This is a genomic window from Bacteroides sp. 44_46, assembly GCF_001915465.1.
GTDB lineage: Bacteria > Bacteroidota > Bacteroidia > Bacteroidales > Bacteroidaceae > Bacteroides > Bacteroides clarus.
The window spans coordinates 35,034-54,252 of record NZ_MNQO01000018.1; the positions used below are offsets into that span (position 1 = coordinate 35,034).

Annotated in this window: 15 protein-coding genes and 1 pseudogene; 14 read left to right on the forward strand and 2 right to left on the reverse strand. The window is 44.0% G+C overall.

All coding sequences use genetic code 11. The features are described 5' to 3' along the window. Positions 1-62: 62 nt before the first annotated feature. Positions 63-1,592, reverse strand: coding sequence for a BT2802 family ribose utilization protein (locus BHV73_RS09835; RefSeq protein WP_087412276.1), 1,530 nt, complete (start codon positions 1,590-1,592; stop codon positions 63-65). A gap of 308 nt (positions 1,593-1,900) precedes the next feature. Here BHV73_RS09835 and rbsK point away from each other — a divergent pair, with 308 nt between their 5' ends. From rbsK to BHV73_RS09890, 11 genes and pseudogenes are all read left to right on the forward strand, one after another. After that, a complete protein-coding gene (gene rbsK, locus BHV73_RS09840; protein WP_087412231.1) occupies positions 1,901-2,809 on the forward strand; it encodes a ribokinase in 909 nt (302 codons plus the stop codon). Between the two features lie 24 nt (positions 2,810-2,833). Then, positions 2,834-3,838 carry a GRP family sugar transporter gene (locus BHV73_RS09845; RefSeq protein WP_087412230.1) on the forward strand — a complete coding sequence of 335 codons (1,005 nt, stop codon included), beginning with the start codon at positions 2,834-2,836 and terminating at the stop codon, positions 3,836-3,838. A 119-nt stretch (positions 3,839-3,957) separates the two neighbouring features. Next, the gene (locus BHV73_RS09850; protein ID WP_087412229.1) at positions 3,958-6,957 is read left to right on the forward strand and encodes a SusC/RagA family TonB-linked outer membrane protein; all 3,000 of its coding nucleotides are present in this window, start codon (positions 3,958-3,960) and stop codon (positions 6,955-6,957) included. 11 nt (positions 6,958-6,968) lie between these two features. Continuing rightward, the gene (locus tag BHV73_RS09855) at positions 6,969-8,537 is read left to right on the forward strand and encodes a RagB/SusD family nutrient uptake outer membrane protein (RefSeq protein ID WP_286738148.1); all 1,569 of its coding nucleotides are present in this window, start codon (positions 6,969-6,971) and stop codon (positions 8,535-8,537) included. 17 nt (positions 8,538-8,554) lie between these two features. After that, entirely contained in the window at positions 8,555-9,541 is a 987-nt protein-coding gene (locus BHV73_RS09860; protein WP_087412227.1) for a BACON domain-containing protein, read from the forward strand. Positions 9,542-9,571: 30 nt separating this feature from the next. Further along, positions 9,572-10,606 (forward strand): glycoside hydrolase family protein, encoded by a 1,035-nt coding sequence (locus tag BHV73_RS09865; RefSeq protein WP_087412226.1) that lies wholly within the window; start codon positions 9,572-9,574, stop codon positions 10,604-10,606. Beyond that, entirely contained in the window at positions 10,603-11,793 is a 1,191-nt protein-coding gene (locus BHV73_RS09870; protein ID WP_118466864.1) for a nucleoside hydrolase, read from the forward strand. The genes BHV73_RS09865 and BHV73_RS09870 overlap by 4 nt, the downstream gene beginning before the upstream one ends. 18 nt (positions 11,794-11,811) lie before the next feature. Continuing rightward, positions 11,812-12,861, forward strand: coding sequence for a nucleoside hydrolase (locus BHV73_RS09875; protein WP_118466865.1), 1,050 nt, complete (start codon positions 11,812-11,814; stop codon positions 12,859-12,861). 8 nt (positions 12,862-12,869) lie between these two features. Beyond that, positions 12,870-14,009: a glycoside hydrolase family protein gene (locus BHV73_RS09880; protein WP_118466866.1), complete on the forward strand. Its 1,140-nt coding sequence runs from the start codon at positions 12,870-12,872 to the stop codon at positions 14,007-14,009. Next, positions 14,005-14,187, forward strand: a pseudogene (locus BHV73_RS09885) (DNA polymerase); the annotation flags it as partial. The gene BHV73_RS09880 and the pseudogene BHV73_RS09885, both read left to right, overlap by 5 nt. Positions 14,188-14,464: 277 nt before the next feature. Continuing rightward, complete coding sequence (locus BHV73_RS09890; protein WP_009121953.1) at positions 14,465-14,848, forward strand: DUF3836 domain-containing protein; 384 nt, start codon at positions 14,465-14,467, stop codon at positions 14,846-14,848. Positions 14,849-15,091: 243 nt separating this feature from the next. Here BHV73_RS09890 and BHV73_RS09895 read toward each other — a convergent pair whose 3' ends face one another. Then, the gene (locus BHV73_RS09895; RefSeq protein WP_286738341.1) at positions 15,092-16,114 is read right to left on the reverse strand and encodes an alpha/beta hydrolase; all 1,023 of its coding nucleotides are present in this window, start codon (positions 16,112-16,114) and stop codon (positions 15,092-15,094) included. Between the two features lie 315 nt (positions 16,115-16,429). Here BHV73_RS09895 and BHV73_RS09900 point away from each other — a divergent pair, with 315 nt between their 5' ends. The 3 genes from BHV73_RS09900 to BHV73_RS09910 are packed head-to-tail and all read left to right on the forward strand — an operon-like array spanning position 16,430 to position 19,188. Next, positions 16,430-17,056 carry an HD domain-containing protein gene (locus BHV73_RS09900; RefSeq protein WP_286738157.1) on the forward strand — a complete coding sequence of 209 codons (627 nt, stop codon included), beginning with the start codon at positions 16,430-16,432 and terminating at the stop codon, positions 17,054-17,056. Between the two features lie 55 nt (positions 17,057-17,111). Beyond that, the gene (gene ychF / locus BHV73_RS09905) at positions 17,112-18,215 is read left to right on the forward strand and encodes a redox-regulated ATPase YchF (RefSeq protein ID WP_009121956.1); all 1,104 of its coding nucleotides are present in this window, start codon (positions 17,112-17,114) and stop codon (positions 18,213-18,215) included. Positions 18,216-18,243: 28 nt separating this feature from the next. Then, positions 18,244-19,188 carry a ketopantoate reductase family protein gene (locus tag BHV73_RS09910; RefSeq protein ID WP_039950747.1) on the forward strand — a complete coding sequence of 315 codons (945 nt, stop codon included), beginning with the start codon at positions 18,244-18,246 and terminating at the stop codon, positions 19,186-19,188. Positions 19,189-19,219: the final 31 nt, after the last annotated feature.

Sequence of the window (19,219 nt, forward strand, 5' to 3'; positions counted from 1 at the left end):
ATAATAGACCACTTTGCTATGCTTTAGTTTTCTATTGTGTGTCTAATCATCTTTTCAAATAATTATTTATAAGCTGAGTCACACTTTTCACTTAAGACATCCCCTAAAGAGAGATTAAATATCTTAGCCTTAACCCATGCTGTAAAATCAAATCTCCGCAAAATTTGAATTTCATACTTATCTTCATACAAAGCATGAACTTCCTCTTCTACATTTTTCCATATTTCCACTCGTTTTTTTCGATTTTTATCTGCAAAAGAGTAATTCAAAAATTTGAGTAAAAAAGATTCCACTTTCAAATTATATCCCTTATTCTTAGACATTTCCCGCTTAATAGAACGAATTTCAGATTGAATATAGTCTACATCTCCTAGCTCGTAATGAATCATAACATTTACAATTCTAATAGTACGAAATAACGGAAGAGAATATAAATGGCCTCTGCCAATGGCTGTACTTAATCGTTTTCTAGCTTTCCTATACTCTTCATTCCCCAAATGAGTTAAAGCAATATACAATGACATCTCTGCCTGTTGTTGTTCCTTCAATAATAATATTTTATCAATTAATGATACTTGATATTCATCAATCCATATTCCTGCTCTCTTAAAGTTACCTACATCAATAAATGAAAATAGTCGATAAATAAAGATCACATACGTTACATTTAACTGAAAACTGGATGATGGTGAGGACAACTTTGCTAACTTTTCAATAAAATAATCCATACCCTCGTAATTATGCATGATACGTAAGCTTTCCAACATACCTTCTACTGTCATTAAGTAATAGACCGGAGGATTATTCCATAAGTGACTATTCTCTTCAAAAAGCTTATTTAATTCTACAAATGAATTAAACGCTGCTTTATAATCTCCTACTGTAATAAAGTAATTAGCTTGGAATAACTGATGATTCTTTTTTATCTCAAAGTTTTCAATACCTGCACTTGCTACAATACTTATTTCACTAGTTACCAAATCATCTAAATCTTGGGTTTCTTTCAAAGATCGTGACGCCCCCTTGTTTATCATCCTATATTTTAACAATTCATATAATGAAGATTGTTCATTCAACTGACGAATATTTTTTAATGTATTATTCATCTTATATTGTTTATTCAATAATTTTTGTTCATCCACATTCTCAAAATCCAATGTCAGAAGATAATTCAATTCCAACCTTTGAGCTACTAATAATGCAAAGTTATTTTCGTAATAAATCGCTTTTTCTTTTACTTTCCTCAATACATGAAAACATTCCTTATACATAGATTTCTCATACAAAACCCTCGCATGCAATAATTCATTGAATAAGAGATAATAACTATCTTGTTCTGTTCGTATACGAGTCAATATACTGATTAGCAAATCAAACAAATAGATAACAACCGTATTAAATGAAGAGGTAGGTTTAGCAGTAAGAAAAGATTTTTTCAATTCTTCAGGATCACTAATCTTTTTATCATCAATTAACCTAAAAAGAAAGATATAATCTTTTTCTGATTTATTGGAAATATACAAAGAAAACTCTTTTTTCTCTTGTTTTGTAAGATTATTAACCAACTGAATAAGTGATTTCGACTTTAACATAGTATTAGCATATTTTTTGACATACATTTTTGCGATAGCAAGGTAAAGAAAAAAATGAAAATAAGTAATATTCAAATGTAATAATATAGGGAGTATCAATATTACAAATATAATATTTTATATTAAAATACCAATATTATAAATTGTATATCAACTATTTAACTAAATAAATTTATAAATATATCTAATTTACTAGTATTAAAAATAATTATTTTTTGTTTGCTTATATACTAAGTATCGTATACTTTTGAAATAGAAAAAGAAAGCACAATATTCAATTATTCAATCTTAAAACTAATAAAGTAACCATGAGCAAAGATATCATTGTAATAGGCAGTTGTAATACAGATATGGTCATCAAAGCTGACCGTCTTCCTGTACCAGGAGAAACAATCATAGGCGGTAGTTTCATGATGAATCCCGGAGGCAAAGGAGCCAACCAGGCTGTAGCCGCTGCCAGATTGAAAGGAAATGTGCATTTCATAGCCAAAACCGGAAATGACTTGTTCGGCAAACGTTCCATAGAACAGTACGAAGACGAAGGTATTCATGTTGAGAATATCTATTCAGACCCCACACTCCCATCGGGCGTAGCATTAATTATGGTGGATATGAACGGAGAAAACAGCATTGCCATCGCTTCCGGAGCCAATGGTTCATTGAGTCCCGAAGACATCCGGAAGGCACAGCCTACCATAGAAAAAGGCGATATCCTGCTGATGCAATTGGAAATCCCTATTGAAACAGTGGAATATGCCGCCCAGATAGCCAGCGAACAAGGTATCAAGGTGATACTGAACCCTGCACCTGCCCGCGCACTCTCCAATAAACTACTACAGAACCTGTACATGATCATTCCCAATGAAACGGAAGCTGAAATCCTCTCAGGTATCAAAGTAACCAATTGGGAAAGCGCACGCAAGGCTGCGGATATCATCAGTGCCAAAGGAGTGGACATCGTAGTTATCACCCTTGGTTCCAAAGGAGCATTGATCAAAGAAAAAGATACATTCCATGAAGTACCCGTGCCTAAAGTCAAAGCCGTAGACACAACAGCTGCGGGAGATACTTTCTGTGGCGCATTGTGTGTTGCTTTATCCGAAGATGTAAATGTGTTGGATGCAGTTAAATTCGCCAATAAATGTGCGTCCATCACTGTGACCCGAATGGGAGCCCAACCCTCCCTACCCTATCGTAAAGAAATTGATGTTTTATAAATAGTAATTTTAAAATCTAATACCATGTTTATAGTCGACAGTTATTCATTAGCAGTTATTTTCTGCGTTGTCACGATGCTCTGTTGGGGTTCGTGGGGTAATACACAGAAACTTGCCGGGAAAACCTGGCGTTACGAATTGTTCTACTGGGATTACGTAATCGGTATCCTTGCCTTCTCTCTCCTCTTAGGTTTCACTCTGGGCAGCACGGGAGATGCCGGACGCGGTTTTGTTGAAGATTTGAAGCAGATCAGTATGGAGAACTATGCAAGTGCTTTTGCAGGGGGCGTCATATTCAATCTGTCCAACATCCTTTTATCAGCTTCCGTCTCTATGGCAGGGCTTACGGTAGCATTCCCGTTAGGAGTCGGCATAGCCTTGGTATTAGGTGTTTTCGTCAATTATTTCGGTGAACCTAAAGGCGATGCAGTAATCCTGTTCAGTGGTGTGGCACTCGTCGTATTGGCTATCATATTTAATGCCATAGCTGCCGGAAAGATGAATCAGAAAGGAAGCAGCATCAATAAGAAAGGGATTATCATTGCCATTATAGCCGGTATACTGATGTCTTTCTTCTATCGGTTTGTTGCTGCCGCCATGGACTTGAACAATTTTGAGTCACCTACCCCCACAATGGCTACTCCGTATTCAGCATTCTTTATATTCGCAATAGGTATCTTCATAAGTAATTTCATTATCAATACCATCGTGATGAAAAAACCGTTTGTAGGTACTCCCGTGAGCTATAAGGAGTATTTCCAAGGCAAGTTCAGCACACACATGGTCGGAGTGCTGGGAGGAGCTATTTGGGGATTGGGTACGGCTCTCAGTTATATTGCAGCAGGAAAAGCCGGTGCAGCTATCTCTTACGCATTAGGACAAGGAGCACCCATGATCGCAGCCCTGTGGGGCATATTTATCTGGAAAGAATTCAAAGGTTCTTCCCGCGCGGTAAATATTCTTCTGGCTTGTATGTTCGTTCTGTTTATATCCGGTTTAGGAGCAATTATCATCTCCGGAGCCAATTAACCGGCTCCTCACTCTTATTAATAAACGCTTTCTTTTTCTACTTCTCACGGAGTGAAAAAGGAGAAGAGAATTGCCTGAACTAAAATATATTTTTCGTTCAACCTCTAAAATTTTAATACATGAGACCAATTCAAATAATAGTATTCTGTCTATGCATGTGCTCGCTCAATTTGTACGCACAAGTCAGCGTCACAGGTACTGTAAACGATAATACCGGGGAAAGCCTTCCCGGAGTATCCATTCTGGCGAAGGACGGTAACCGTACCTTTGGAACCACCACCGACATCAACGGTAGATATGAAATAAGAGTAAATCAAGGTGCTATCCTCGAATTCAGCTTTATCGGATTTGCTATTCAGAAAGTAAAAGTAGGAACTAACCACACCATTAACATTGTGTTAGAACCTGAAAATAAAATATTGGATGAAGTAGTTGTAATTGGTTATGGTTCTGTTAAAAAGAAAGACCTCCTTGGTTCTATCTCTACTGTGAAAGAAGATGCTCTAACCGAACGTATTTCAGGCAATGTCGTAGAAGCCATGCGTGGACTTACTTCCGGCGTAAAAATTACAAGTAGCGGACAACCGGGCTCTAGTGCTACTATCAATATTCGCGGACTAGGCAGCCTCACTAACAATAATCCACTATTTATTATCGATGGCGCCTATGGTGGCAATGATTTAGGTGTCAATATAGAAGATATCGAATCTATCCAAGTATTAAAAGATGCCTCTTCAGCAGCTATTTATGGCTCTCGTGCAGCCAATGGAGTTGTAATCATCACTACCAAACAAGGTAAAGAAGGTGAACTAAAAGTAAAGTTCGATTCCCAATTAACGCTGAGCTGGTTACCTCGCTATGACCTAATGGATGCGGAAACTTACAGAATTTACGATGATCGGGCCTATGATGAAGCTATTCTAGCAGGAGTTGCAGATATCACAAAACGCCAAAATCATTACGATGGAAATACAGATTGGCAAGACGAGATGTTAGATACAGGTATGTTACAGAACTATAATGTTTCACTCTCTGGTGGCTCCAAAACAATAAAGTACTACGCATCTCTAAATCGTATGGTTGATGATGGTGCTCTCTATCGTACTGGTTACGACAAATACGGTTTCCGTATCAACACTAGTGGACAAAAAGGTATTTTTTCATATGGCGAGAATTTCTATTATACTAAATCAGACCGAAAAATACTAAACGGAAATCCTTGGAGTGATTTTATCGGTATGCCCCCCACCATCCCAGTATATGACGAATCACATGCCGGAGGATACGGATATGGCGATGTAGACCATGCCAATTCTTATGGACTAAATCCTATAGCTATGCAAGATTTATATATACAAAATAATGAAGAAGAGTATCTAACTGGGAATATATACGGACAACTCTCTTTTTTCGGTATGTTTGATGCCAAACTAAATGTTGCTTACAAAAGTTATATGGGCATTACGAACTCATTACGTAAAAAAGGAAACTGGACAATGGGACAAGGAGATGATGCAGCAAGCTTGGGTTACGATAGTGCCAAGAATCATGATATACTGATTGAGCAAACCTACAATTTTAAGCATAAATTCGGTAAACATGATGTGAATGCGCTGTTTGGTATCACTTACAATAAGTTCCACGAAGAAAAGCGTTGGATTACCAAACTCGATCCATTGATGATAGGCGACAAGTACATCACATCTCTGGATGCTGCCACCGGAAATACCACCGCAGGCGGTAGCTATGGCGAATCAGCATTGATATCCTATCTCGGACGTATCAACTACTCCTATGCCGACAAATACCTGGCACAAGTAACAGCCCGTCGTGACGGTACTTCCCGCCTACCTAAGAATGACCGCTGGGGAAACTTCCTTTCCGTTTCATTGGGCTGGCGCATCAGTGGCGAGAAGTTCTTCAATGTACCCTGGATTGATGACCTGAAAATACGTGCCAATTACGGTACTCTCGGTAACAGTAGTATCGGTTATTGGGATTACCAGTCCACCATCAACACAGCTCCGCGTGCCGTATTCGGAAGCCCGGAAAACATATTGATTGGTATGACTCAATCTCAATTAACCAACAACGACCTGGTTTGGGAGAAGAAGACAACCGCTAACGTCGGTTTCGACCTGGTTGCATTCAATAACCGTTTCCGTTTAAGTGCTGAGTATTTCTATTCAAAGAGTAAAGACCTCTTGGTTTACCTCCCCATCCTGATGAGTTCGGGTAATGAAGGTGGTGCACCTGCCGTGAATGCCGGCAGCCTGGAAAATAAAGGATTCGAAATGGAAATCGGCTGGAACGATCAGATTCGCGACTTTGCTTACTCCGCTTCACTGAACATTTCGCATATTAAGAATAAAGTACTTGATTTGGGATACGGACAAACAGTCTACAATACGACTCTTGCCAAAACCGTAATTGGTGAACCGCTCGGTATGTGGTATCTCTACAAGATGAATGGTATCTTCCAGTCAGAAGAAGAAGTACGGAACTACGTAAACTCAGAAGGTAAGATCATACAACCTAATGCTTTGCCGGGTGATATTAAGTATGACGACTATAACGGCGACGGTAACATATCATCCGAAGACCGTCAGATAGTAGGCAGCCCCTGGCCCAAACTTGAATTAGGAATAAGTCTCGGTGCATCCTACAAAGGCTTCGACCTGAACATCAACGGTTACGGTCGCTTCGGACAGAAAGTATGGAACGGTTCGGCATCAGCAGCCGGTGACTTTGCCAACAATCAGAACAACTTCAACGGTATTATCCCTTGGACACAAGAGCACCCGGTCAACGACCGTCCACGTATTGTATACGGAGACTCCCGCAACAGTCGAAGCGATCAGGACCGCTGGTTGGAAAACGGTTCATTCTTCCGCCTGAGCGATATTACGTTAGGCTATACAGTACCTACCCGTTACATTAAGAAGATCGGATTGGAAAGACTCCGTGCATCGGTTACTTTACAGAACCTGGTGACCTTTACCGGATACTCCGGTCTGGATCCTGAATTTGCAGACAGCGGCATCTTCACTATGGGAGCAGATTATTGTTCATTCCCTAACCCACGCGCTGTTCAGTTTGCATTATCATTCACCTTCTAAATCCTGCTGAAATGAAAAAAATAGCTCTTTATATATTATGCGGTGTCACGGCATTATTTACGTCGTGCGACCCTTCTTTGCTTGATCTGCAAAATGAAAATACCCTGAGTACAGGCGTATACTGGAAGACGGAATCTGACGTTGAAGCCGGTGTAGTAGCCGTATACGGAATGTTCTACCGTCAGGGAACCTGGACACGTAATATCTACACACAGATGATAGGTATGGCGGACGAAGGCGTAAGTTATGCCGGATGGACCGAATTGAACGAGTACACCAAGTTCATCTTTACCGATTATAACTTTTCAGAAGTCAACGCCAAGATATGGCGGGAACACTATACAGCCATTTTCCGTGCCAACCAGGTACTGGACAACATTGGCAATGTACCGTTCAGCAATGAAACACACAGGGATGACCTCATTGGACAAACTAAGTTCCTACGTGCTTTCTATTACTTCTATCTTACTGCCTTGTGGGACAATGTACCTCTCGTGTTAAGCACTTCTTCAGCCGCCGATAAGCCTATGCAGGCCACTGCCGATGAAATCTTAACCCAGATAGAAGAAGACCTGGAAGATGCCATCACCAAGCTCCCTTCCACACGTGACGCCAATAACTACGGCCGCCCAACGAAAGGCGCCGCCTACGGATTATTGGCCAAAGCTTATGCACAGCATCACAAATGGGAGGATGCCAAAAGATGCCTCGAATGGCTCGTTGATGGCGAAGGAAAGAACTACTACACACTGGTACCCAATTGGGCTGACAACTTCAGCAACTATACGGAAGATAACAAAGAGTCACTGTATGAGATTCACTTCTCTCTGACCAACAAGGTGGGCTTCGACCAGACAGACAACTACCTGGATCCGAATGCACAACTGGGTACACAGATTGAAATGAACCAGGCTCCTACCGGAATTGGCTGGAACAACATTGAAGCAAGGCGCTGGCTGGTGGACTACTACAAGCGCGAACAAACAACGGATGGAAAGAACGATTCCCGCTTGTTCTACACACTATGGTATGACGGTGCAGCTTCCGACTTCCCCGAATATCCCAACCAGTTGATATACGGCTCTCCATGGAACAGCGACTGGGGTAACCGCGTCTTCATCAAGAAATATAGCACAGATGCCTCCCCACTGTATTATTGGAATGATAATAATTTCCGTTCCTTGCGTTATGCTGATATGCTGTTACTGTATGCCGAAGCACTCAACGAACTGAATACCACACCGCCTTCAAAAGCCATTGAATGCCTCAACCGCGTACGCAACCGTGTCAATCTGCCCAAAATAGAGGATAGCAAATACTACAACGGTTCCCAGATCAGCACCAACAAGGATGCTTTCCGTGAACACCTGAAGATAGAACGCGCCCTGGAGCTTGCCATGGAGTGCGTGCGTTGGGTCGACCTGAAACGTTGGGGCATCAACGACCAGGCCACATTGGACGAATTGAAAGCACGCGACAGCGACTTCAATAACTTTATAATCGATAAATCCATCCGCATGCCAATCCCACAAAGCGAAGTAGACAACAATCCGAATTTGAACCAGAATGACCAATACTAATTGAAGACATTTGAGCTATGATCAATACAAAATACTTAATAGGAGCAGTCATTATACTGCTGACATTATGGGGATGCGGAAACGATTCCGATTATGTCATCGAAAGCAATCCCAATGAGTTCGCCATATTCCCGGTAGCCATACCTGTAAGCGCTGATGGCGGAACTTATGAACTGACGGTCAACGGCAATGAGTCGTGGACAGCCGAACTGACCAATTCCAATAGCTCAGCCCAGGGCTGGTGCACACTGAGTGAAACATCAGGAAGCGGCAGAAAAGTAATCACCGTTACTGTAAAGCCGACCACCTCTTTTGTAAAGAACCGTTCGGTTATCGTTGAAGTAAGCTCCGGTACCCGGATATTAAAATCAAAGGTATTGCAGGAAACAATGGTACTGGGTGAAGACGAAGTGCTGATAAACGGCCTTGTATGGTCTACCAAGAATGTAGGCACTCCGGGAACTTTCGCAACCTCTCCCGATGATATAGGACAACTATATCAGTTCAACCGCAAAGTAGGTTATCCGGCTGGCCCGCAGGACGATCCGGCACCGGCTAACTGGCCTTCCAGCTATACAAACGACGGCACCAACTGGACTACCGAAAACGACCCTTCTCCCGAAGGCTGGCGTGTACCTACCACGGAAGAGATGGCAGCTCTCTGGGAAAAAGGAGCAACATGGGTTACAGCAGCCCAGACCGGATTTAAAACCGACGGTATCATTATCGGTGTTGACGAGGCTACTGCCAAACGTGCCACTAAAGATAACCTGAAACAACTCGGTTGTCTCTTCCTGCCCCAAAGCGGTTGGAGAAATGAAACCGGAATGATGGACCGCACCTGGCTCTGCGCCGTTCGCAGCGGAAATTCATTAAGTCCTACCCACGGCGGCATGTCATTGGGAGATTCCGGCGGTTACCGCGACACATGGGGTTGGGGCGACGGACAAAAAGCACGTGCAGCCATGATCCGGCCTGTCAAAAACATACAAGTCGAGGATTGATTTTATTATTAACGAACTAAATCTAAGGAGATGAACAGCTATAAGACCTATATATACCTTGCCTTACTCACACTCTTGGGTTGCAAGGGCAATGACGGCAATGAGCCGCAGGCACTCACACCGCAAATCCGGTATGAATTCAGCGGCGGTGCCGGGCATTATAACTATGCTCCGAGTATCATAGAAGACCAGTACGGCATCCGGTACGGCTTTGTATGTGAGAATCGTGATCCGTTCAAGATTGTGGACTATGTTTATCTATACAAAGGAATCCCCACGGAGAAAGGCTATGTATGGCAACCCGGCACACAGATCATCGAACCTTCCGAAACAGGTTGGGATAACTGCCACATCTGCGACCCGGACGTACGTGAGTTTAAAACGACTTATAAAGGAGAAACTTACAACTGGATTATGACCTACCTGGGCGTAGACCGCTGGGACTGTAACCACAACCAGATAGGACTGGCCATTTCCAAGAACATCGAAGGCCCGTATATCAAGTTCGACCGGAATCCGCTGGTGGCTTACGAAGATACCACCAAATGGGGTGTGGGACAAAGTACAACAATCGTCAAAGACTCTACAACCATCCTGTTATTCTACACCTCAACCACCGGAAACAGACCTTTCTGTATGCGTGAAATTAAGTTGAATGACCTGGATAACATCGTACTGGGCGAAGAGCGGAAAGTTCCATTCATTGGCGGTAACAGCTATCCTGCCATGTCCGATAAAAATATATACATGGTTTCGGAAACCCGTGTATCCCCCATCAAGGAGATACCGACCTGGGTAGGGGATGTCTGCCGACTGGCATACAAACCAAGAACAGAAGGTTTCTTCACCGAAGAAGACGGATGGATTGAAATAGGCCATGCAGGACCGGAAGAAACAGGATTCCCAAGAAATCACAATCCGGGTATCCTGACGGATACGAAAGGTTACATGCTTAATGACGATGAACTGGTGATGTACTTCACTCCCGCCATGACAGGCGAAAACTGGCTATGGTCATACGACCTGTATTCGGCTACGTTTAATCTCAAAAACTATTTCAAATGAATAAAACAATCCTGCAAATAGTATGCATTGCTCTTATTCTTGCCTTCCCCTGTGGGAAGGCATCAGGGCAATACAAAAAGATTCCCGTAGTAGTAATCACCGACTTATATCATCCGTATCAGGACCCGGGAGATAACATGGACCTCATTATGGGCTTCGGACTGCCCGATGTAGACCTGAAAGCCGTCTTATTGGACATCACAGACGCATTCAGGAAAGATACCGCCGACCATCCCACCCTGTGGAAAGACCCGCGTGGTCCGAGGGAAGCCGGAATTATCCCTGTGGAACAATTAAGTTATATCTTCAACAAAAGGATACCTTATGGCATTGGTCCGCTATCCATGATGAAATCGGAAGAAGACCGGATGGAGTATCTGCCAGGCTATGAGCAGGAGGCAATCGATATACTGCTGGAAGTTCTGAAAAAGAGCAAAGAACCCGTAGAAGTATTGTCATTCGGTTCGGCAAGAATACTGGCAGTTGCCTACAATCGTGCCCCCAAGCTGATGAAACAGAAGATACACAAAATTCATCTGAGTGCCGGGACAGCAAGCAAGAACCATGAATTGGGAAGCGATGCCGGGGCAAATGCTATTCCGGGCGGTGAGTGGAATGTAGCACTGGACGTGTTCGCTTTCAACAGAATATTGAAATCAGATTTACCCGTAGCCATCTATCCATGTGCAGGCAAAGACGGAGGCTTCGTAAAAGACTGTAACAATACCTACTGGAAACTACCCGATATGGATTTTATCCGAAAGATGAATCCCCAATTGCAACGGTATCTTGATTTTGCTTTCACCCAGAAACTGCAATATGACTTCCTCCGTGCCATGAATGCCGACTATCCGGTTGATATAGACCTCAACCGCTACCCCCGTCCGTTCCACGTATGGGAAAGTGCCATCTGGCTGAAAGCAACACAAAGGGAGATCATTTGCACTCCCACCGGAGAATACCGCCTCGTCAAAGAAGGGAAAAGCAACAAAGGCGACCGCATTGTAGCAAATGAACTGCGCCGCTGTAACCTTGATGAGATAAGAGACGACGGACGATTCCAGTTTTCATACACCGATAAGTCTTCCGATAAAGAGATTTACTATCGTCCGGACCTTGACGAGAACGAGAAAGCACTCCAACAAGTGATTCCCGAACTCTATATATCTATTTCACCCAGTCACTAATTTTTTAAATATACCGTCATGAGAAAGAGCAAACTTTATTTGATTGGCTTGTTAGTATTGGCTCTATCAAGCTGCACTTCCAAGAAACAACAAACTGCGGAAGTCACCCCGAATGTACCCAAAATTATTCTGGAAACGGATATAGGTAACGACGTGGACGATGCACTGGCACTGGATATGCTTTACAAGTATCTGGACGCAGGAGATATCGACTTATTAGGCATCACCATCAACAAAGAAGGAACCTATCCGGCCGAATACACCGACATCATGAATACCTGGTACGGCTATCCTCAAATTCCTATCGGAATCATACACAACGGAGCCGACTGTGAGAACGATGCTACAAACTATGCCAAAGCCGTATGCCTCATCCAGAAGGATAACGGTGAACCGGCTTTCAAGCGCTCACTGAAAGGTGACTATAACCAACTGCCGGAAGCACCTGCCCTCTATCGTAAGCTATTGGCACAGCAACCGGACAGTTCCGTTACCATCATCTCCGTAGGTTTCTCCACGAACCTTGCACGCCTGTTGGATACTCCGGCTGACGATGTATCTCCGCTGACAGGAAAAGAGCTTGTTGCCCAAAAAGTAAAACTGCTGTGTACCATGGCAGGCTGTTTCAACAATCCCAACCTGTTTGAATATAATGTAGTGAAAGACATTCCGGCGGCAAAGAAGATATTCTCCGAATGGCCTACCACACTGGTGACCTCTCCTTTCGAAGTAGGTATCGCCATCAACTATCCCGGCAGCAGCATTGAAAACGATTTCGGATGGGCTCCTATGCACCCAATGGTAGAAGCATATAAAAGCTACCAGCAGATGCCTTACGACCGTCCTACATGGGACCTGACTTCCGTATTGTATTCTGTTGAAGGTCCGTCCTATTTCAACGTTTCTCCGGCAGGTAAAATAAACGTAACGGACCAAGGTGCTACTGAATTTACTCCCGATGCCGCAGGAAACCGTTACTACCTGACAGTAGATTCCATTCAGGCTGAGAATATCAAACAACATTTCGTCCAGTTACTGACCAAGCAACCGGCTCACTTCAATAAATAATAAGCATTATGACTAAATATCTATTGGGTTTCATAAGTTTATGGCTCATGTGTTCCTGCTCGGACACCGACCCCGGAGAAACCCCTCCGATAGACCCTCCAACACCTACACCTACCGTAACCATCACAAAACCGGAATTCGTATTCGGTTTCCAAGGCCAAAGCAAGTACTCTTACTGCCCAAGTGCCTTGAAACAAGCTGATGGGACAGTTCACCTATACTTCTGCGGCAATCCGGAAAACCTGATCATGGTCGATAATATCTTCCATATCAAGATCAACCCGGATGGTACACAGACTGCTGCCAAAAGTGTATTGCAGCCTGGTGTATCAGGTTCATGGGACGATCACCATACCTGTGACCCTTCTGTTATCGAAGGTAGCTTCACTTGGAAGAATACTACCTACAAGTATGCCATGTTCTTCCTGAGTAATATGTACGGGGTATATTACAATGAAATCGGTGTCGCGTTCAGCAACGACCTTGATGCAGATAGCTGGGTGAAGTATCCGCAACAGATTGTGAAGAAAACATGGTCGAGCGAAGGTGACCAGGAAATAGGTGGAGGCGGTAAGTCATGGGGAGTAGGCCAGCCTTCTGTCGTATCTTTGGACGGAAAAGGTAAGCTACTGCTGACATATACCGTAGGTGATATCGGTGGTACACGCATCGTCTGGGCCGAAGCAGATTTTAGTAATATGGATACATATTCCATCAGTACCCCGCAAACAATTGTACAGACAGGTTTAAAAGCCATTGACAACCAGTCACAGGATTATACCTGCAACTCGGAATTTGCAATTGACAAGGATGCGGATAAAATCGTCATGATACGTCCGGTACAGCCTATGCCCAGTGATTATCCCAATTACCTGACTTCTTCATTGGAAATAGACTACATGAACCTTTCTGACTTCACCAATCAAAGAGGTAGCTGGACACCGATTTACCGGATCACCCCGAATGATACCGGCTATCCAAGAAACCACAATGCCACTTTGCTGAGGGATAATTTCGGCCACTTACAAGACTGGGAAGAACCGGAATTCTATTTTACGGTCAGCAAGGCAGCCCCCGATGTACAACCTTCGGGCAGCAGCCATGCGGAATGGACGTACCATATCTGGAAAAGCAAAGTAATAAAGTAACAATCTGAAAGCAAAGATGATTTTACAGGTCCATGACGAACTGAATTTCAGCGTTCCCGAGGCAGAAAAAGAGATTATACAGAAAATTGTAATCGAAGAGATGGAACGGGCATATCGCATGCTGGTACCCCTGAAAGCCGATTGCGGTTGGGGAAAGAACTGGTTGGAAGCACACTGATCCGGTCTATAACTTTATTTAACTTACAATCAGAAAGCAACAGAAGTAATCGCTTTAAAATACAATTTGCTCACCAGAATATCCGGCATCCTCACTGCCGGATATTTTTTATTAATCAATCTTTCCAAAAAGAAAGCATATCCCCTCCGTACAATCTGACATATTGATAAAATAAATCCCTATTATTTTATTTATGTCAATTTATTACGTACATTTGCAGCGTAATCAATGACATATTGATAGAAAATAGCAAGTACAACTCTAAAAACATAAAGCCATGAAAACTTTAAAAACTTTGATTTTATTCTCTTTTCTTTTTGTGTGTGGAATGAGCGCATCGGCAGACAACAAAAGTAACCTTATTTACAATTCGGAAGAAGTGAATGGAGTGAAGGTTGCTGAAACAGTTTATAAGATGGACGGCAGCACGCTTGCCAACTATATGAAGTACAATTATAAGTACGACGACCAGAACCGCATGACAGAAAACGAGGCACTGAAATGGAATGCCGTAAAGAATACATGGACCAATGATATGTGTATCCGTTATGCTTATCAGGGTAAATCGGTTACCACCACCTATTATAAATGGAACAACAAAAAGAATACATACATCCTCATCCCTGAGATGACGGTGACAATGGACAACCCTAACATGTAATCTATTCATTCTCTCTTAAATACACTTTAGTTGCTAACAATAACCCAAAACCTTTCTATAAACTAAAGAGCCGGAATACAAATGTATTCCGGCTCTTTTTGTATTTCCGCCTTCATAAGAGAGAAACGGCAGGCTTTGTGAAATTAGGATGGTGGTGCCATAACAAGTGCATCGCACTCTATAAATAAAGGATAAATTCGCCGCATACCGTCTTGTACGGCACAACGATTTTCTCCCTTTGGTTTATTTCAGATTTTCATTGAAGAAACTTTCTATCTTATTGAAAGGGATTACGCTAAGTCCATCATACAAATCTGTATGGTTTGCGCCTGCGACAACGACAAACTCCTTATTATCGCCTTTCAAAAGGGCATACGTATCTTTACCGAAATAGAACGAATGCGCTTTGTCGCCATGTACAATCATCACCGCGCTTTCCAATTCATCGGCATAGTCAAAGAATTTGAAATTAAGAAAAGGAAGATTGGAGGTAACGTTCCAGCCGTTATTTGAATTGAGCGAACGTTTATGATAGCCACGTGGAGTTTTGTAGTAAGCGTAATAGTCTTTCACGAACCGGGGCGCATCGTCAGGGAGAGGACTGACAACTCCACCTCCCGATTTGTAAAAGCCGCTCTTATAATCTTCGGTACGTTGCGCAACCATAGCCGCACGTTTGAAATTGCGTTGTTCTGCCGTGTTTTCAGAGTCAAAATATCCGTTGGCATTTACGCGTGTCATGTCATACATGGTAGATGCCACAGTAGCTTTTATGCGTGGGTCGTTGATAGCTGCCTGTATAGCTATTCCTCCCCAACCGCAGATACCTAAGATACCGATTTTTTCGGAATCTACATCCTCACGGTTCATCAGGCAATCAACGGCTGCGCTAAAATCTTCCGTGTTAATATCGGGAGAAGCCACATAGCGCGGTTCTCCTCCGCTTTCTCCGGTATATGAGGGATCAAAAGCGATGGTAAGGAAACCTCTTTCGGCAAGCTGTTGGGCATACAATCCGGAAGACTGTTCTTTGACAGCTCCGAACGGTCCGCTGACAGCGATTGCCGGAAGTTTCCCTGAGGCATTTACGGGCGTGTAAAGGTCTGCCGCCAGCGTGATGCCATAACGATTATGGAAAGTTATCTTACTATGGTTTACTTTCTCGCTTTTGGGAAAAGTCTTGTCCCATTCTGAAGTCAGATTAAGTGCATTCATTTGATTGGCAGAATTTGTCTCATCGTTTGTTCTGTTACTATTACATCCCATAAGCATACAGGAACTTATGAAGGAGGTAATAACTGCCGATTTGAAGATTTTGGTATTCATTGTTAGTCGGATTTTATGTTATCAAAGCATGTCCGAATTGCCACCACGACGGGGACTGCTGGACTTTTGAATACAAAAGTAGCGGAAAGCATATCATGGCAGGGTAGATAAATTACGGATATTATAACCCAAATTACATATTCGAAGGAAAGATTACCGTAAATCTGTGGTTGAGGTTATATTATCTGCTATCCGGGTTATGGCTGAATCCATATAAATCACTAATTTTGTATTCTCGAGCAAGAATATAAAAACATGATACCCCAGACACTTATCCGCTACATCGAAACAGAAATCATTCCCCGATATGAACACTTTGACAAGGCTCATAACCTCTCGCATGTACAGACAGTGATCGACGAAAGCCTCGCTCTCGCCAAACTCTACCCCCAAGCGGACGAACGTCTTGTCTACACCATAGCGGCCTATCACGACACGGGACTGTGCCGCGACCGTGCCACGCATCACCTCGTTTCGGGAGAAATCATAGCGGCAGACGCCAACCTTCTGCAATGGTTCGACAAAGCAGAGATAAAGATTATGCGTGAAGCCGTAGAAGACCACCGGGCATCCACCGACCATGAGCCACGCAGCATCTACGGTAAAATCGTAGCCGAAGCCGACCGCATCATCGACGCTGACATCACCCTGCGCCGTACCGTACAATACGGATTGAAACAAAATCCTACGGCGGACGAAGCATGGCACTACCAACGTTTCTACAAACATCTGATGGAGAAATACGCTTCCGGCGGCTATCTGAAGCTCTGGTTTCCCGACTCAAAGAACGCCGGACGGCTGAAAGAGCTGCAAACCATCATAGCGGATGAGATACGCCTAAGAAGCATTTTTCACCAAATGTTCGAAGAAGAGAAAAGATAAAAGACTATCTTTGCAGCCAATTAGCTGAATAATAATTAAAAAACAAGATATACTTATGGCATTAAAAGCAGGTATAGTGGGACTGCCCAACGTAGGGAAATCCACTCTTTTCAACTGCCTGTCCAGCGCAAAAGCACAGGCGGCAAACTTTCCTTTTTGTACCATCGACGCCCAAATGGGACAGGTATCCGTACCCGACGAGCGACTGACCAAACTCGCCGAAATCGTTCATCCGGGACGTATCGTACCCGCCGTATGCGATATTGTCGATATTGCCGGACTGGTGAAAGGCGCCAGCAAAGGTGAAGGACTGGGTAATCAGTTTCTAGGCAACATCCGCGAGTGCGACGCCATCATCCACGTACTGCGCTGCTTCGACAACGGCAATATCGTACACGTGGACGGTAGCGTAGACCCTGTACGCGACAAGGAAATCATCGATACCGAACTCCAGCTGAAAGACCTTGATACGGTGGAAAACCGCATCAAGCGCGTGGAAAAGATAGCCAAAGTAGGCGGAGACAAAATGGCGAAGGTAGAGTACGAACTCCTGCTCCGCTACAAAGACGCGCTGGAACAAGGACAGAGCGCCCGCACCGTAATACCTCAGAACGACGATGAAGAACAGTGCGCCAAGCAGATGTTCCTGCTCACAACGAAACCGGTGCTCTACGTCTGCAACGTGGACGACACCAGCGCCGCCGACGGCAACCAATACGTAGAGCAAGTGCGCGAAGCCATCAAAGGCGAAGACGCCGAGCTCATCATCATCTCCGCACAGACCGAGGCCGACATTGCCGAACTGGAAACTTACGAAGAAAAGCAAATGTTCCTCGAAGACCTCGGCCTGAAAGAAAGCGGCTGCAACAGACTGATTAAAGCCATCTACAGCCTGCTGAACCTCGAAACGTTCATCACCGCCGGCGAAATGGAAGTAAAAGCATGGACCTATCGCAAAGGCTGGAAAGCCCCGCAATGCGCCGGCGTTATCCACACCGACTTTGAGAAAGGTTTTATCCGCGCGGAAGTCATCAAGTACGAAGACTACATCAAATACGGCAGTGAAGCCGCCGTGCGCGAAGCCGGAAAACTAGGTGTGGAAGGCAAGGAATATGTAGTGCAGGACGGAGACATCATGCACTTCCGATTCAACGTATAAAGACATGAGCCAGACTAATACACTACAAATGACAAATAACAATCTGAAGTACCTCATCGCAGGCACAGGCGGCGTGGGCGGAAGCATTGCAGGTTTCCTCGCATTGGCAGGAAAAGACGTTACTTGCATCGCACGCGGCGAGCACCTTGCCGCTATACGCGAGTACGGCCTGCGGTTACATTCCGACTTAAAAGGCGAGCAAACCCTGAAGATACCCGCTTATACCGCGGAGGAATACGCCGCTCTCGCTTCCTCGTCAGCCGACTGCAAGGCAGACGTTATCTTCGTATGCGTCAAAGGCTATTCCGTAGACTCCATTACGGAACTAATCAAACGCGCCGCACACAAAGATACGGTGGTAATCCCCATTCTGAACGTCTACGGCACAGGGCCTCGCATCCAGCGGCTGGTTCCCGGCGTTACGGTACTGGACGGTTGCATCTACATCGTAGGATTCGTTTCCGGCAAAGGCGAAATCACACAGATGGGAAAAATATTCCGTTTGGTTTACGGAGCCCACAAAGACACCGTTGTTTCCCGTGAAACATTGGAAGCCATTCAACAAGACTTACAGGAAAGCGGCATCAAGGCGGAAATATCTCCCGACATCAACCGCGACACTTTCGTAAAATGGTCTTTCATCTCGGCTATGGCCGTAACCGGCGCTTATTACGACGTGCCTATGGGCGAAGTACAGAAACCCGGAAAAGTACGCGACACCTTCATCGGACTTTCACAGGAAAGCGCCGCACTGGGACGGAAACTGGGCATTGACTTCAAGGAAGACATCGTAGAGTACAACCTCAAGGTCATCGACAAACTTGCCCCCGAAAGCACCGCTTCCATGCAAAAAGACATGGCGCGCGGGCATCAAAGCGAAGTGCAGGGATTACTTTTCGACATGATTACGGCAGCAGAGGAACAGGGAATTGACATCCCCACATACAGAATGGTAGCGGAGAAATTCAAATAATTTTATACCTTCGCTTAATTATCCCATACTG